Source organism: Olleya sp. ITB9 (assembly GCF_001315805.1).
GTDB classification, from domain to species: Bacteria; Bacteroidota; Bacteroidia; order Flavobacteriales; family Flavobacteriaceae; genus Olleya; species Olleya sediminilitoris.
The window spans coordinates 108,965-124,678 of sequence record NZ_BCBW01000040.1 but is presented as its reverse complement, the minus strand read 5'-3'; the positions used below and the strand labels follow the sequence as shown (position 1 = coordinate 124,678).

The following is a 15,714-nucleotide window of genomic DNA, read 5'->3' as shown; positions in this document are numbered from 1 at the left end:
TTGATTATAATATCTGAAAAACAGCTTAATTGTTAATATCTAAAGATATTAATGTTCAAATTTAAAACCTTTCAATTTAGTACTATATTTGACAAGTTACCTTTAAAATTATCTAATAGTAACTTACTATTAGCAACTATACTAAAACCCTGAAAACCACTGTATATTTTCATTTAAAGTAATTTGAAATTTAATGGGGTGATTATTCAATTATAATTTTCTTGTTTACTACAGTATCATCATCAGTTTTTAAAACTATAACATACATACCTGTACTAGTATTATTTAATCTAATACCATTTTGTAAATCCGCAGCTTTTACGTCTTGTAGCTGAAGTATTTTTTGTCCTAATGAATTAAAAACAGTTAAGCTCTTAAGATCTTGATTTAATTGTTTTACAAACAACTTATCTTCATTAGAACTGAAATAAATAATTGCATTATCACTAATATTAAAGTGATCGTTACTTAAGGTTTCGGCTTGCTGAAACACAATATCAAATCTATCTGAAAATTCTCCTTGTTGAGATGTAAAATCATATCCTTGATCTTGTGACAAGTCAAAATAGGTTCCTGTAAAATTGTCTAATAAAAATACTGGTTGATCTGATGGAAAATCTACAAACTCTGTTGCTTTAATATTATAAACGCCATTACCATCTGCTATAAAATTCAAATCCACTACCTTATCTGGTGTTATATCCGAATAAGCTTGAAGTACCATTTTATGTGTCTCTAAAACCATTAATAAATCATTACTAAAAGTTTCATATGCTTTTGCATCGTATCCGTAATCAAAATCATCCTGTGTAATATTACTAAAACCCATTACAATTTCTCTTCCTAAACCATCAGCAGTAGTTAATTGAAGTCTCATTTTTTTGATGATATCTTCTGACGTAGTCGATGATGTTGTATTTATGTCAGTATTTTGAGATTGTCTAAAAAAGACCGTTTCATTAGCTGCTTCGGTTTTAAATACACGTTGCGAATTTAAAAACTTAACATCACCATCGTTAACAATTTCTACCACAAAACCTTGAGCTACTGGTAAAAATGTTGTTGGTGTTTTTGTTCCTTCAGCAGCTCCACCACCACTTTCAGTTGAATCTCCATTTAAACCGATAAATTGATATGCTTTAACACCTGCAAGATTATTTACTGTTGCGTAACCTCCTTGATATTGATTTAAAACATGCGTATCTCCAGCCCATTGTTCCCATAAATAAACTTCGCCACTAATAACAGCACTATTATCTGCAATAAATGATGCTACACTTATTGCTGAAGGATAAGGATTACCTAATACTGAAGTTGTTCTTGTTGATCCTCCTATCGAACCTGGTCCTCCTGAGTCTGTAGCACTGATTACAACCGTTCCGTTATTTGGCTTTCCTTCAAATAAATATTGAAAATCTGCAGTACCGACTCCAACACCTTTATGAATATAACCAAATCCTGTTGGTATGTCATCTGTTTCGCTGATGTTTAACCAATTATAATATGAAAACCCATTTTGATAAGTATATGTCCAATACGTACTTAAACTACCTACTTGATCATAACTTGTGGTAAACGGTATTGCTATTCCAGAACCATCTTTTAACATATCTAAATTAAAAGGAGTGTTATTAGGGTTAGTTGTTGTTGTATTATTATCTACAATGGAAGTTGCTCCTAAAGCACCTACTGGTGTTCCCCAATAATTATATCTGTATTTATTAGCGTACCCTTCTTGTCTTCTTAAAATCTTTCCTTGTGATCCTGTTACTAAATCACTAGTTATAGATTGAATTAATTGTGAATCACTTGGTAAATCTAATGTTCCGTTTAACTCTAAATACCATGAGTTATCCACAAAATTATCTCCTGACAAGCTTAGCGTTTTATTGGATTGAATTACTAAACCTAAATTAGTATGTGATGCAGTTGTTGAAATATTATTATTAATTTCTACAATACTCCAGTCTTTATTATTAGCCACAATATCTATATCCCAAACATTACCATATTGCCAATTTGAACTTGTTGTCCAAGGTCCATCCTGAATGGTTTTGTAAGGTAAAGGAGCCGTTTGAAAATAAATATCTTTGATATTATATAATTTAGCTCCTGTAACTTGATCTATTGTTGGTGTTACTTTATTATCAGTTATATCATCTTTATAACTATCCATTTTATAATAACGCACTAAATTAGACCCAATAGCATTTGTTGATATATCTTTAGGAATTATTTTTCCTTGATTAAAACTTTGATTTTCGTCTAACTCTTGATAAACCGTACGCTGTACTTCTTCTTCAGTTAATGCAATATTAAACACTCTAACCTCATCAATTTCTCCATGGAAATAATTACCATCAACATTAGATAATTTCCCGATAGTAAAATTTGAAGCATCAGAATTAACACCTCCAGAACCTAATGGTGCTCCTTGAGCTTCACCATTTACGTATAAAATTGTTTCAGACCCGTTTGTAGTAGCTGACAAATGCACCCAAATATTATTTGTTACAATATCTGAAGATGTCAATACTACACCTCCATTTAACACAACAGAAACAGAGTTATCTGCATCATTAACAATTAAGTAAAAATTACTTTGCCCAGCAACAACTCTATTATTATTTAACGTATTATCTCCTTCAGACTTAATCCAAGCCATAATTGAAGCATTTCCACTTGAAATAACATTATTATCTTCTACATAATCATTACGTCCGTCAAAAAACAAACTAAATGAATCATTTAAATCTAAAGGAGAACCATAAACACTATTATTAGTATCAAAAGCATCTAATAACCCATCATTATCAACATCTGAATTACCGTCAATTATACCATCATTATTAGTATCTAAGCTCGCATATATACTATAACTGATATCACTTCCATTTGAAGTATCGTTACTAGCATCATTACTATCTATGTCTAAGTAATTAGGTATACCATCACCATCAGAATCTAAAGGAATATCATAACTAAATGTACCATGATCTGAATCAAAAGCACCATCTACATCATTGTCATTATTATCAACAATAGGTAATAAACCATCTCCATCTTGATTATCTTGTGTATTATTTATTACCGTATCTTGATAATCTGATCCATCTCCGACACCATCTCCATTTACATCAACATCTCCTTGTCCATTATATTCAACACTATCAAAAACTCCGTCATTATCACTATCCAAATCTATGTGATTAGGTATTCCGTCTCCGTCACTATCTAAAGGTGTTAATCCTTCATAAGCATCATGCATCCCATTTCCGTTAGCATCTATCCATGGATTTGTTGTATCATTAAATACTGTAGCGTCTAAATTATCATCTATGTAACCTAATTCTACTACATTTGGTATCCCATCATTATCATTATCTAAGTCGATAAGATCTGCAACACCATCTCCATCTAAATCACAAAGTGTTTGCTTAACAAAAATATCATCAATTGCTAAATCATTACCCTGACCTCCTAATTGAGAATTTGTTAAAACCACTGTAAATTGAGAAACAGGACTGGTAAAACTTGCAGAAACCTCTACCCAATCACCTGCAGGTGTTGTAGGATCAATAAGACCTGAAGACTCTGTAGCTAATAAATTACCCGAAGTATCATATATAGCAATCGTTACTTCTGGCTTATTTCTAGTATTAACTGAAGGAGCGTCTATCCTATCTAAATTAATAGCATAAAATCCAAATTGAATTGGAACACCTACAGTAACACCAGAAATATCTTGACTGTAAAAAACACCTGGATCTTCAGCTGCATTAAAAATAGCCATTCTACCATTAACATCACCTATAGTATGATCATCACCTGCATACCAAAAATCTTCAGCCCAATTAGAAACGTCAACATCTATACCCTCTGTGATTCCATTATTATTTGTTACTGTATGATGTACTGTGTAATCTCCATCATTTACACTTGTTGGGTTATAAGTAGCTGGACATGATCCTGAACCATCCTCATAACAATAAGTAGTACTTACTCCTGCGTAATTCCCATTAATCTGAATGCGGTTTGTACCTGCGCCAAAAGTTTCATTTAAAAATATAAGATCTGTAGTTGTAACATTAGAAGAGCTATTACATGATATAGATTCATATGAATCGGATAAACCATCATTATCATCATCTATATCTACGTTATCAGGAACACCATCACCATCAGTATCAGGAAATGTTTGTGCGCCTTCACCTTGAACAGTAAATGTAAAAGGGTTTTCATCAACATCATTTGATAAAACTGAAACTTCTGCTGTATATGAAGCTATTGAATCTGGATTAAAAGCGATTGTAAAAGAAGTAGACTCTCCAGGCATTAATGTTGTTAATGATGGCTGACTACCAACAGTAAACTCAACAGAACCAACAACACTCACATAAGGAGCTTGTAAAATTAAATCTGCAACACCTGTATTCTGAATATCAAAAGTTCTAGTTGTTGCTCCTGAATTGATATCATAGACACCAAAATAAGTGAAATTATCAGTTGTAGTAGTGGTTGTGCCAGAAATAATATTTACACCATTTCCAGACACTACTATTTCTTGTTCTGTAAGGTTATTTTGAATATTTATGGTATAATCCTCAAATTCACCTGAGGCATAATTAATATCGCAAGAACTAAAACTGGTTCTAACATCACTAACTACTAATACTCTCATTCTAGTATCACCAAAATACAATCCAGAAGGAACATCAATACTAATTGGTACTGTTATATTTCCATTTCCAAAAACATCAAACTCAAATTCTTCACCAGCATCATCAAATTGACCATTATGATTAAAGTCAACCCAAACAAACACCTTTTCATCATTAGAGTTTCCACTAACATTTACGGACACAGCACCTGCTACAGTTGAACCTTCAGTTACATAAGCACTCTCGGATGTATAATCTTGAGTACCGCCTCCTGTTCCAGTAGAAGAATTATCAATACCTTGAAAACTAACGTTAGTTATGTAATAAGTATTCCAATTTTCAACCCTATTTGGATTACAATAAACAATAGGAGCAGCTGCATTTACAGTAATATTTACTGTTCCTGAATCACAAGTTCCAAATTGGTTACATAATTGATAAGTAAAACTATCTGTACCTGAGAAATTAGCGTTAGGCAAATATTGAAACACACCATCGGTTCCAGTTTCTGTTACAATACCATTTGAAGCTCCTGTCATTAAACTATAATCATCCGCGTCTCCTCCTAAAGTACCTACATAATCATTTGAACCTACATCAACTTGATTATTGACTCCTGCAGTGCTATTTTCTTCAACAGATAAAGCATCATTTTGCACTACGGGAGTTGTTGATACTTGTGTAATATTTAAAGTATAATCCTCTACATCTCCTCTGTATGTATTAGTAAAATCACAACCATTAGCAGATAAAACAGCTCCATTACCACCACAAGTTGTACAATATGCAGCCTGTATTCTTAATTTAGCAATACCAGTGCTTGCACTAGCTGCTATTACAAAACTACCGGTTACCTGATGTGTATTGTTGTTATTTTGCCCAAAATTATTACTAAAAACTTGAGTATAATTACCATTATTATTATAATCTATCCAAATTCTAATTTGCACATCACCCCAAGTATTTCCTCCTTTATAATTATTAATGGAGAAATTATATGTATCACCAGCTGTAACATCTATAGATTGAGTTGTATAATCTGTATATCTAGTAGTATTATTAGTATTATTAATAACTGAACTATTATCTCCAGCTAATGTTACATTTGAGATATAATGACCATTCCAATCAACAAGATCGTTACCTCCTAAGTTATTAATATCGTAATTACATTGTGCGAGACTTTTCGTAAAAGCTAGCAACAACAAAACTACTAATACGTACTTTATGTGAAATTTGTTAACCTGTAATTCCATAATAAAAATTTTAAAGGGAGAGTATTGAAAATGAGTATTTTACAAAAATAAATTATATCTTATGTTTAAAGCTTCTGAAGGTAAAGCAACAAATGAAAACCGATGAAATACATTTAAATCGGCTAAAAAAAGGTGTTTTGAAAATATTTTTTTGAAATAAGGAATTTAAACCCCATAACTTTAAGCTTACCATAATACATTAATTATTAATATTTAAACTTTTTATAAAAGCTATGAGGGACAGTTTTTAGTATAAAAGCAATATATCTACGACAAAGATGCTCTGCTAGTTTTAAAAAAACATAATTGTTCGATAAAATGTATATTAATCTCGTTGTACGGACACTTGTGAAAAGTTTATATTATTTAATATAAGCACCTTAACGTTAAGCAATCAATTAGTTAGATTATAATTAAGTCTACTAAATCTTCAATTTTTGAGATTAATTGAATTTTGATCGCTGTATCTTTTAAAGATATTTTATTGTATTTAGAAACAAAAATAGTTGAGAAGCCCAATTTTTCGGCTTCTAAAATTCGTTGTTCAACACGTTGTACAGGACGAATTTCTCCAGACAATCCAACTTCTGCAGCAAAACAAAAATCAGATTGCAGTGCTTCGTCTTCATTTGATGATAAAATAGCTGCAACTACAGCTAAATCTATTGCAGGATCGTCAACATTTATACCTCCTGTAATATTTAAAAAAACATCTTTAGCTCCAAGTCTAAATCCTGCACGTTTTTCTAAAACTGCCAACAACATATTTAATCGCTTGGCATTAAAACCAGTGGCACTACGTTGTGGTGTGCCATAAACCGCAGTACTAACTAAGGCTTGCACCTCTATCATTAATGGTCTGACACCTTCTAGCGTAGCAGCAATTGCATTACCAGATAAAGCTTCGTCTTTTTTAGATATTAAAATTTCGCTAGGATTAGACACCTCTCTTAATCCAGAACCTTGCATTTCATATATACCTAATTCATGAGTAGATCCAAAACGATTTTTTTGAGCTCTTAAAATTCTAAATACATGGTTACGATCACCTTCAAAATGAAGCACTGTATCCACCATATGCTCTAATATTTTTGGCCCAGCAATATTACCATCTTTTGTAATATGACCAATTAATATAACAGGTGTGTTAGTTTCTTTAGCAAACTTTATAAGCTCTGTAGTACATTCTTTTATTTGAGAAATGCTTCCGCTTGAAGACTCTATATAATCAGAATGAAGAGTTTGAATAGAATCAATGATAACAATATCAGGTTCTAAACTTTCTATTTGCTTAAAAATATTTTGTGTTTTTGTTTCTGTTAAAATATAACATGTGTCATTAACAGGGTTTATACGTTCTGCACGCATTTTAATCTGTTTTTGACTTTCTTCTCCAGAAACATATAATGTTTTGTAAGGCAGTTTTAAAGAAATTTGAAGCAACAAAGTACTTTTACCAATTCCGGGTTCACCTCCAAGAAGTGTTAAAGATCCTGGTACAATACCTCCTCCAAGTACACGATTAAACTCATTATCCAAACTATTTAATCTAGCCTCTTTAGAAGCATCAATCTCGTTAACTCTTAATGGTTTTGAAACGCGTTTATTTGTTTTACTACTTGGTGTTTTCCAGTCGCTTTTTTCAGGTTTTTGAACTACTTCTTCTACAATGGTGTTCCATTCTTTACAAGCATTACATTGACCTTGCCATTTGGCATATTGCGTCCCGCAGTTTTGACAAAAAAAAGTGGTTTTTACTTTAGCCATGTATTAATATCCAAAGTCTGCTTTGATCTGTTCTGACAACTCTAAGACCTGATCTTTTGTAATTCCTCCAATTTCGGCTAAGACATAAGCAGACTGATAGGTTTTCATTGCTTTTTTAGGCGATCCTGTTTCTTCATAAAAACGTCCTAAATAATAATTTCCTAATAAAGTATCTGGGTATTCTTTTCTAGCTAGTTTACCTAAATCTTCAAAAAACTCCCATTTTTCGTGCTTTTTAATAGCAGCTTCAATTGCTTTAAAATCGTTTATTAAAATAGTTTTTTCAATTCCAAATAAATCTTCAATCATTTGATATTTTTCAGTCAAATAATCTACTGGATTGGTATCTAATTTAAGAATAGTTTCTTTGTATTCTTTTTTACTTATTGGCTGAAACACTAAAAATATACTTTCTAAAGCTTTTGGTATTGCGTGAGCTGGCATTGAGTAATGTGATGGCCCATCAAAAGTATCAAAGGTTTTTAATACATTATTATTTTCTATGGCTTTTAAACTGTTTGCTAACGCTTCGGTTTTAGCCTGAATCCCTTTTGAATCGTTATTTGTTGTTGCTAAATAATAAAATGTTTTTTGCTCTAATTTAGGAAAAACTTCGGTTAAAAAATTAGGCATTTCAGGAGCTAAATCTGGACTTAAAACTATATAAGAATGAAATAATGGTACTTCTTTTAATAAAAAGTAGTTAATAAAATTGGCGGTTTTACCATGTCCAACCGCTACTTTAAATTTTTCTGTTCTGAATGTTTTATTTACAAACGGAACCAATTCCATGCTAACAAACTCAAAAAACTCTGCTCCAGTTTCTACTGGCAATGAAGTTAGTGGATTAAAATACACATCGTTTTCTCTTAAATCATATTGATTTACACCAATTACAATTGCTTCCGGAATATCTTCCCAATAGCTATAATAATCAACATTTCCAGCAACTGGTTCGAATAAATAATCTGCATCAAAAACGTAAATCACAGGATAATTTTTATCCGAAGTATCATAATTTCGTGGTAACTGAATTTTTATCTGCCTAGTTTCGCCTAACTTTTCTGAAGCCATTTCTTTGTATATGGTTTGAGCCATACTATTAGACATTACAAAACAGGTTGTTAACAACAATAAAATACGTTTCATGATAATTACGATTTAAATTTGGGTCTAAGTTACAAATTATTTGTTTTGATTAAAAAACGGAAGGTATAATAAAGATAGACCTCCAAAGACAAACACCAATAATGTTTGTGAGGTCCACATTATCCATCCAAATGCACGACTTGGATCTTCTGGAAGACTAAATAAAGTAAATGCTATAACGATAGCTTCTGGATAAGAGCCTATACCTCCATTTGTAGCTGCAATACTAAAAGTAGCTAAAATAAAAGCGACTAATATAGCTGCAAAAGGCAATGTGTTTAAATCTTTAAAAGCTAAAGTTGTGACGTAAAACATTAGCATATACATAGACCATATAAACAGGGTATGAAAAATAAACGCCCACTTTTTTTTCATTTTAAAAATACTAAGTACACCTTCAATTAACCCGTTAACGAAGCCTTTTATTTTTAATGCAATAACACTAGTACTTCTTTTTATCAAAAAAACAAACATTAAAGCTAAAACAACTAAAGCAATACCTGCAATAATAATTTTAGTTAAATTGAATTTTTGAGTTAAAAAATTAAAGATAAAATCAAACTGAAGGCTTAAGGTAACTGCTATAATAATTAACATGACTACCATATCTGCAATACGCTCTGCCACGATAGTCCCAAATCCTTTTTCAAAAGGAACATTTTCATAATTTTTAAGAATAGTTGCTCTTGCCACTTCACCTGCTCTTGGAATGGTATAATTAATCAAGTATGTAGAAAATACTGCCATTATACTGTTACCTAATTTTATTTTATAGCCTAATGGCTCTAACATAAACACCCAACGATAGGCTCTTGACAAATGACTTAGCAGACCAAAAACTAAACCTAAAAAAACATATTTGTAATCCGCATTTTTTGCATACTGCAATAACTCTTCAAAAGATAATTTTGACAATGAGTAATATATTAAAAAAACTCCCAATAAAATTGGGAGCATGATTTTTAATATTTTTATAAATGTTTTTTTTGACACTTACTTAAGTAAATTATTTGCTTCGTTTGGAAAAACTAATGAAGGCTTAAACACTTTTGCCTCTTCAATATCCATAAAAGCATATGTTATTAGTATCAAGATGTCGTCTTTAGCAACTAATCTTGACGCTGCACCATTTAAAGTTATTTCTCCGCTATTTCTTGGACCAGGAATGGCATAAGTCTCTAAACGTGCACCATTGTTATTGTTTACAATTTGCACTTTTTCACCTTGAACAATATTTGCTGCATCCATTAAATCTTCATCAATAGTTATACTACCAATATAATTTAAATCAGCACCTGTTACTTTAACTCTGTGAATTTTTGATTTTACTACTTGTATTTGCATAGGGCAAAGATAATTAATTTAAAGCGATATTGTCAATTAATCTTATATCGTCAGCATAAACTGCAATAAACGCTCTGTAAGTTTTAGATTTATGTTTTTTTGTAACTGTTTTTAATGTGTCAACGTCTGCAATTATAAAATATTCTAATTTTAATAAATCATGATCTGCAAACTGGTTTTCAACCCATTGTGTAACATAATCTGCACTTTTTGTGCCAAACTTAGTTTTGGCATGCTGTAAAGTTTTATAAATAAATGGAGCAGCTGTTTTATATTCTGGTTTTAAACGCACATTTCTTGAACTCATAGCTAGACCGTTGGCTTCTCTGTGTATTTTACAGCCTACAATATTTACAGGAACATCATACTTATCTACTAACTTTTTAATTATTGTTAGTTGCTGAAAATCTTTTTCACCAAAATAAGCGTTGTCAGGTATAACAATTTCAAACAAGCGCTTAACAATAGTTCCAACACCATCAAAATGCCCTTGTCTAAAACGTCCTTCCATTTCAAATTCTAATCCGTCAAAACTAAAATTTTGTGCTTTAACATTGTTTTGATAAATATCTTCAACACTTGGCGCATAGACCAGAATATCGTTAGATAAGGTTTTTAAAAGTGCAACATCATCGTCCAAAGTACGTGGGTATTTTTTTAAATCCTCAGCATTGTCAAATTGTGTAGGATTAACAAAAATACTAACAACCATAATGTCATTATTAGACAAACCTTCTTTTATTAAAGATAAATGACCTTGGTGTAAAGCACCCATTGTAGGCACAAATCCTATCATTTTGCTAGCCTGCTTTAAAGCAGAAATATGATCGTTTATTTTGTTTTTATTAGTAAATACAAGCATTATTAATATTTAATTAACTATTGCAAACTTAATATTTTAGTAACAATTAGCATAAAATTTTGTACTTTTGCGTGTTTTTTATTGATAATTCGGAAAAGCTAAACAATATATGAAAGATAAGAGGATATTATACGTATCATCTGAAGTGGTGCCTTACTTACCAGAAACAGAAATTTCTTCAATGTCATTTGAGACACCTAGAATGGTTAACCAACAAGGTGGACAAATAAGAATATTTATGCCACGATATGGAAATATCAACGAAAGAAGACATCAATTACATGAAGTGATTAGATTGTCTGGAATAAATCTTGTCGTTAACGATTTAGACATGCCATTAATTATAAAAGTAGCCTCTATACCTAAAGAGCGTATACAAGTTTACTTTATAGATAATGACGAATACTTCAAAAGAAAAGCAACTTTAACAGATGAAGACGGAAATCTTTTTGAAGATAATGATGAACGCGCTATCTTTTTTGCAAAAGGAGTTATTGAAACAGTAAAGAAACTAAATTGGTCTCCAGATATTATTCATGTTCATGGATGGCTAGCTTCTTTATTACCTTTATATCTAAAACAATTTTATAAAGACGAACCTTTATTTAACGAAAGTAAAATTGTAACTTCTATTTACAAAAGTGGTTTTGAAAAAACATTAAATCCTGATTTGGTTAAAAAAATTAAGTTTGATAACATCGAAGAAGACAAAATTAAATTACTAAAAGACCCTACTTATAATAACTTAATGAAAGTAGCTATAGATAGCTCTGACGCATTAATAGTTGGATCAGAAGATCTTCCTGAAGAGTTAACTAAATACTTAGATAACTCAGAAAAACCTGTTTTAGGATATCATGCTAAAGATGAATTTAGCGAAGCATACACTAATTTTTATACAACTAGCGTTTTAGATTAACGCAATATTGCCATACTCAAGAATTACCTATGAAAAAATCCATAATAAATTTCATCAAGCCATTAGCGCTATTGATGACTATTGCTATTACATTAATAGCTTGTGAAAAAGATTTTGTAAATATAGAAAGTGATATAACTGGTGCAGAAAACTTTACTACAAATAGTAAAATGTTTCCATTTATAGCCTATAACAAAAAAGTTGGTCCAGTTCAAACCAACGGTTTATCTAGTTACGTTTTAGGTACATATAACGATCCTAATTTTGGTCTTACATCAGCTGGATTAGTTACACAAATAGTTCCTAATGAAGTAGATCCTGAATTTGGAGACAACTTAGAAGTTAAATCTGTAAACCTTTACATTCCTTACTTTTCTACGGTTGAAGGTAGTGATGACGATGGCAACACAACTTATACTTTAGATTCTTTATTTGGAGATGCAAGCAGCGGTTACAAATTATCAATCTATAAAAACGAATATTTTTTAAGAGATTTAGATCCAGAATCTGATTTTGAAGAAACACAAGCATACTATTCAAATGCTTACACGGATTTAAACTTAAGTGCTTTTGAAGGTGAACTAATATATGAAAGTGGTACAGATGGATTTACACCAAGTGATCAATATGTGGCTATTCAAGAAGTACCTCTAGATGAAACAGAGCTTGAAGAACTTGAAGATAATCGTGCTCCAGGCTTATACTTAGACCTGACTAATCAAGAATTTGGTTTAAACCAATGGAAAGACCTATTGGTTCAAGCAGACGGATCAACAAACCCCAACTTATCAAGTACGAATAATTTTAAAAATGCTTTTAGAGGTTTAATTTTTAAAGTTGAACAAATCGATAATAATGATGGAAACATGATATTTCTTAATATCAATACAACCTCTAAAATAGATTTACGATATGAAACAGATCTAGATAGTACAACGGATGAACGGGTAAGAAACACATTCTCTTTTAATTTTAACAGTAATAAATTTAACACCTATGAAACACTAACTTCAAACATTAACCTTGTTGATGGTAATGAATCTACAGGTGACAATGAGTTATTCTTAAAAGGTTTTGAAGGGTCAATGACAATTATAGACCTATTTAACGGAAATATAGTAGACGAAGACAACAATACTCAGGATGCTTTTGAATATTTTAGAGCTAAAGAAAATCAATGGTTGATAAATGAAGCGACTTTGAGTTTTTACGTAAACCTTCCTTCTGAAAACTCTGGCAGTATAGAACCTGATAGGGTAACATTATACAATTTAAACAATAACGCCCCTATAATAGATCATTTTTTCGATAGTAGCTCTAACTCTTCTGACTCTTACAATTCTCACTTAATATATTCGCCTAAACTTGAAAGGGATGAAAATGAAAATGGAGTAAAATACAAAATAAGACTAACAGAACACATAAATGATATATTACTTAATGACTCGACTAACGTCAAATTAGGTCTTTTCGTAACTTCAAACATAAACTACACAAATACTTCCAAAATATTTAATACTACAAATGATGACGATATAAACATGATACCTAGAGGATCTACTTTAGCTCCTGAAGGAACTATACTTCATGGTAATACAGCATCAGTTCCTAATGAACTAAAAGCCACTTTTGAAATTTATTATACAGAACCAAAAAACTAATATGTTATGTGTGGAATAGTAGGATATATAGGCAAAAGAGAAGCCTATTCTATAGTAATGGAAGGTCTTAAAAGATTAGAATACAGAGGCTATGATAGTGCTGGTATAGCTCTTTATGATGGTGCTGATTTAAAATTAGCAAAAACTAAAGGAAAAGTAATTGATTTAGAAAATCGCGTATCTAATGAAATAAGTACAAATGGACATGTTGGTATTGGACATACACGATGGGCTACTCACGGAGTGCCAAATGATGTAAATTCACATCCTCATTACTCAAATTCTGGAGATCTAGTAATTATACATAATGGTATTATTGAAAACTATGAATCTATTAAAAAAGAATTAATTAATAGAGGCTATACTTTTCACTCAGATACGGACACTGAAGTATTAATAAATTTAATTGAAGACGTAAAGAAAAACGAAAAAGTCAAATTAGGAAAAGCAATACAAATAGCCCTTAATCAGGTAGTAGGAGCGTATGCTATTGCCGTATTTGACAAAAATAAACCAAATGAAGTTGTTGTTGCAAAACTTGGAAGCCCTCTAGCTATAGGTATGGGTGAAGATGAGTTTTTTATAGCAAGTGACGCCTCTCCTTTTTTAGAGTATACAAAAAAAGCTATTTATTTAGAAGATGAAGAAATGGCTATTATAAGTATGAAAAAAGGAGTTAAAATAAGAAAAATAAAAGATGACTCACTAGTTGCTCCTTATATACAAGAATTAAAAATAAATCTTGAGCAAATAGAAAAAGGCGGCTATGAGCATTTCATGCTAAAAGAAATACATGAACAGCCAAATGCTATTTTAGACACATACAGAGGAAGACTTCTTGCAAAAGATGGAATAATTAGAATGGCTGGAATTGACGATAATATTGAAAAATTTTTAAATGCTAACCGAATTATTGTAGTTGCTTGTGGTACATCATGGCATGCAGGACTAGTTTCAGAATATATATTTGAAGATTTAGCAAGAATTCCTGTAGAAGTTGAATATGCTTCTGAATTTAGATACCGAAATCCCGTTATTACTGAAAAAGATGTAGTTATAGCTATTTCTCAATCCGGAGAAACAGCTGATACGTTAGCTGCAATTAAATTAGCAAAATCTAAAGGCGCATTTGTATTTGGAGTTTGCAATGTTGTGGGCTCATCAATAGCTAGAGAAACTAATGCTGGTGCTTATACACATGCAGGACCAGAAATTGGAGTAGCTTCTACAAAAGCATTTACAACACAAATTACTGTATTAACTTTAATAGCACTAAAATTAGCTAAAGCTAATGGAAGTATGTCTAACACAGAATTTCATCATCATTTACAAGAATTAGAATTAATTCCTGAAAAAGTTAAAGAAGCTTTAAAAGCGGATGATCATATTAAACTTGTAGCACAAAAGTACAAAGATGCAAAAAACTGTTTATACTTGGGACGTGGATATAATTTTCCTGTTGCTCTTGAGGGTGCATTGAAATTAAAAGAGATTTCATATATACATGCAGAGGGATATCCTGCAGCAGAGATGAAGCATGGACCAATAGCATTAATCGACGAGCAGATGCCTGTTTTTGTAATTGCAACTAAAAAAGGTCACTATGAAAAAGTTGTAAGTAATATTCAGGAAATTAAATCTCGATCAGGTAAAATAATAGGTATTGTTACAGAAGGTGACGAAGATGTTAAAAATTTAGCTGATCATGTTATAGAGGTTCCTGAAACAATTGAATCATTGACACCATTACTTACAACTATTCCTCTTCAATTACTATCTTATCACATTGCGGTAATGTTAGATAAAAATGTTGATCAACCTCGTAACTTGGCCAAATCGGTTACCGTAGAGTAATTTGAAAATAAATCTTTATCAAAGATTTCAATTTATATAAAAGGGTTTCGGTTTCGAAACCTTTTTTTGTTTAATCATATAGATCAACACTATTTAGAATAAAAAAACATATCTATTAATAGATTTACTCACAGAATTAGCTAGGTAATTAAACTGACTAATAAGTATATATACTTAAAATTAATAAGTAAATATTAACTCATAAAAATTATTCAACAATAGCAGGATATAAACAGATGAA

At 31.1% G+C, this 15,714-nt stretch carries 9 protein-coding genes; 3 read left to right on the top strand and 6 right to left on the bottom strand.

Features of this window, described 5'->3' with window-relative positions; genetic code table 11:
- Positions 1-202 precede the first annotated feature (202 nt).
- The 6 genes from ITB9_RS12465 to panC form a co-directional block, all read right to left on the bottom strand.
- On the bottom strand, positions 203-5,917 hold the full coding sequence (locus ITB9_RS12465; RefSeq protein WP_054852491.1) for a GEVED domain-containing protein: 5,715 nt from the start codon (positions 5,915-5,917) through the stop codon (positions 203-205).
- Between the two features lie 402 nt (positions 5,918-6,319).
- On the bottom strand, positions 6,320-7,684 hold the full coding sequence (gene radA, locus ITB9_RS12460; RefSeq protein ID WP_028607582.1) for a DNA repair protein RadA: 1,365 nt from the start codon (positions 7,682-7,684) through the stop codon (positions 6,320-6,322).
- Positions 7,685-7,687: 3 nt separating this feature from the next.
- Positions 7,688-8,833 (bottom strand): alpha/beta hydrolase, encoded by a 1,146-nt coding sequence (locus ITB9_RS12455; RefSeq protein WP_054852490.1) that lies wholly within the window; start codon positions 8,831-8,833, stop codon positions 7,688-7,690.
- Between the two features lie 36 nt (positions 8,834-8,869).
- Positions 8,870-9,790, bottom strand: a complete 921-nt coding sequence (locus ITB9_RS12450; protein WP_054852489.1) for a lysylphosphatidylglycerol synthase transmembrane domain-containing protein — start codon at positions 9,788-9,790, stop codon at positions 8,870-8,872.
- Positions 9,791-9,826: 36 nt separating this feature from the next.
- Positions 9,827-10,177 (bottom strand): aspartate 1-decarboxylase, encoded by a 351-nt coding sequence (panD, locus tag ITB9_RS12445; RefSeq protein ID WP_028291594.1) that lies wholly within the window; start codon positions 10,175-10,177, stop codon positions 9,827-9,829.
- Between the two features lie 13 nt (positions 10,178-10,190).
- Positions 10,191-11,039 (bottom strand): pantoate--beta-alanine ligase, encoded by an 849-nt coding sequence (gene panC, locus ITB9_RS12440; protein ID WP_054852488.1) that lies wholly within the window; start codon positions 11,037-11,039, stop codon positions 10,191-10,193.
- Positions 11,040-11,148: 109 nt separating this feature from the next.
- On the opposite strand from panC, the gene ITB9_RS12435 reads away from it, so the two are divergent.
- The 3 genes from ITB9_RS12435 to glmS are packed head-to-tail and all read left to right on the top strand — an operon-like array spanning position 11,149 to position 15,473.
- On the top strand, positions 11,149-11,958 hold the full coding sequence (locus ITB9_RS12435) for a glycogen/starch synthase (RefSeq protein WP_054852487.1): 810 nt from the start codon (positions 11,149-11,151) through the stop codon (positions 11,956-11,958).
- A gap of 29 nt (positions 11,959-11,987) precedes the next feature.
- Positions 11,988-13,619: a DUF4270 domain-containing protein gene (locus ITB9_RS12430; RefSeq protein WP_082396202.1), complete on the top strand. Its 1,632-nt coding sequence runs from the start codon at positions 11,988-11,990 to the stop codon at positions 13,617-13,619.
- Between the two features lie 6 nt (positions 13,620-13,625).
- A complete protein-coding gene (gene glmS / locus ITB9_RS12425) occupies positions 13,626-15,473 on the top strand; it encodes a glutamine--fructose-6-phosphate transaminase (isomerizing) (RefSeq protein WP_054852485.1) in 1,848 nt (615 codons plus the stop codon).
- Positions 15,474-15,714 lie beyond the last annotated feature (241 nt).